The sequence below is a fragment of the Bradyrhizobium sp. genome (assembly GCF_019242285.1).
Lineage (GTDB): Bacteria > Pseudomonadota > Alphaproteobacteria > Rhizobiales > Xanthobacteraceae > Bradyrhizobium.
In genome coordinates this window covers 1-2,010 of sequence record NZ_JAFAVV010000619.1, presented here as the reverse complement: position 1 = coordinate 2,010, position 2,010 = coordinate 1, and the positions used below count along the sequence as shown (strand labels likewise).

General features: G+C 67.0%; 3 protein-coding genes. All 3 read left to right on the top strand.

From position 1 onward, the window contains the following. On the top strand, positions 1-899 hold an 899-nt coding region (locus JOY90_RS25385; RefSeq protein WP_291693855.1), incomplete at its 5' end, for an ABC transporter substrate-binding protein. Positions 900-916: 17 nt separating this feature from the next. After that, the gene (locus JOY90_RS25380) at positions 917-1,636 is read left to right on the top strand and encodes an ABC transporter ATP-binding protein (protein WP_291693854.1); all 720 of its coding nucleotides are present in this window, start codon (positions 917-919) and stop codon (positions 1,634-1,636) included. Positions 1,637-1,640: 4 nt separating this feature from the next. After that, positions 1,641-2,010, top strand: a 370-nt coding sequence (locus JOY90_RS25375; protein ID WP_291693853.1) for an ATP-binding cassette domain-containing protein, incomplete at its 3' end; no start/stop codon positions are given.

The window sequence follows — 2,010 nt, the reverse complement described above, 5'->3', positions numbered from 1 at the left end:
CGGTGGCGCCCGGATCATCAAAAATCATCGGCCGGCAGGCCAATCCGGCCGGCGGTCCGCCGGCGTGGAAAGGCTTCAACTACACCTACCATTTCTTCTGGGGACTGGAGGACGTCATTGCCGTCTTCACCAATATGTGGAGCCAGGTCGAGACCAACAAATCCGTCGGCGGCCTTTTCCCCAATGACGGCGACGGCAATGCCTGGGGCGACAAGGTCGTCGGCTTCCCGCCGGTGCTGGAGAAGGGCGGCTATAAGCTCACCGATCCCGGCCGCTACCAGAACCTCACCGACAATTTCTCCGCCCAGATCGGCGCCTTCAAGGGCGCGGCTTGCGAGATCGTCACCGGCGTGGTGCTGCCGCCGGACTTCACCACCTTCTGGAAGCAGGCGCTGCAACAGGGTTTCAGGCCCAAGGTCGCCTCGATCGGCAAGGCGATCCTGTTCCCGGTCGCGGTCGAGGCGCTCGGCAAGGACGGCCACAACCTGTCCTCGGAGGTGTGGTGGACGCCGAACCATCCGTTTAAGTCGTCGCTCACGGGCATGAGCGCCAAGGACCTCGCTGGCGCCTATGAGGCCTCGACCAGGAAGCAGTGGACCCAGCCGATCGGCTTCGTTCACGCGCTGTTCGAGATCGCCGTCGACGTGCTCAAGCGCAGCCCCGATCGCGATGGCAAGGCGGTCGTCAGCGCGATCGCCGCGACCAATCTCGACACGGTGGTCGGCAAGGTGCAGTGGAACAGCGCGAGCCTGCCGCCATTCGCGGCCAGGAACGTCGCCAAGACGCCGCTGGTCGGCGGGCAGTGGCGGCTCAAGGACGGCAAATACGACATCGTCATCACCGACAACCGCACCGCGCCCGCGATCCCCGTCGCCGGCAAGATGGAGGCGATCGCGTAAGGCGCGCGCGGCCTCGCATGATGCTCCTGGAAATCGCGGGCCTGCGCAAGAGTTTCGGCTCGGTGGTCGCGGCCGAGGACCTCGCGCTGTCGGTCGCGCCCGGCGAGGCGCTGGGCATCATCGGGCCGAACGGCGCCGGCAAGACCACGCTGTTCAACCTGCTCGCGGGCGGCTTATCGGCCGACGGCGGGACGATCCGCCTCGAGGGCCGCGACATCACGCGCGCTCCGCCGCAGGCCCGCTGCGCGGCCGGGATCGGCCGCACGCATCAGATCCCCCTGCCCTTCGAGAAGCTCACCGTGTTCGAGAATCTGCTGGTCGGGGCGATCCATGGCCGCAGGCGAACCGAGAGCGAGGCCGCGCAGGCCTGCGGCGAGATTCTGGCAAGGCTCGGCCTGCTCGCGCGCGCCAACCACCCGGCCGGCTCGCTGACGCTGCTGGAGCGCAAGCGGCTGGAGCTCGCCCGGGCGCTGGCCACCGCGCCAAAACTCCTGCTGCTCGACGAGATTGCCGGCGGCCTGACCGAGGCCGAATGCGCCGAGCTGGTCGCCACCATCAAGGAAATCCGCGACAGCGGGGTTGCGATCGTCTGGATCGAGCACATCGTGCATGCGCTGCTCGCGGTGGTGCAGCGCCTCGTGGTGCTGAGCTTCGGACGCAAGATCGCCGAAGGCGAGCCACGGGCCGTGATGAGCTCGCCCGAGGTGCACCAGATCTACATGGGCATCGAGGCGTAAAATCATGCCGCTATTGCAAACAAACAGCCTCACGGCCTTCTACCGCGACTTCCAGGCGCTGTACGACATCGATATCGCCCTGGATGCCGGCGAGACCGTTGCGATCATCGGCGCCAACGGCGCGGGAAAATCCACCTTTCTCAAGACCGTCGCCGGCCTGATCAGAAGCCCCGCCGAGAGCGTGATCTTCGACGGCCAGCCGATCGGCGCGTGGCCGGCCGCCGAGATCGTGAAGCTCGGCATCGCGCTGGTGCCGGAAGGGCGGCGGCTGTTCACCTCGCTCTCGGTCGAAGAGAATCTCTTGGTCGGCGCTTATGGCCGCCGCGGCAGCGGGCCGTGGAATCTCGCCGCGCTGTATCGTCTGTTTCCCGTCC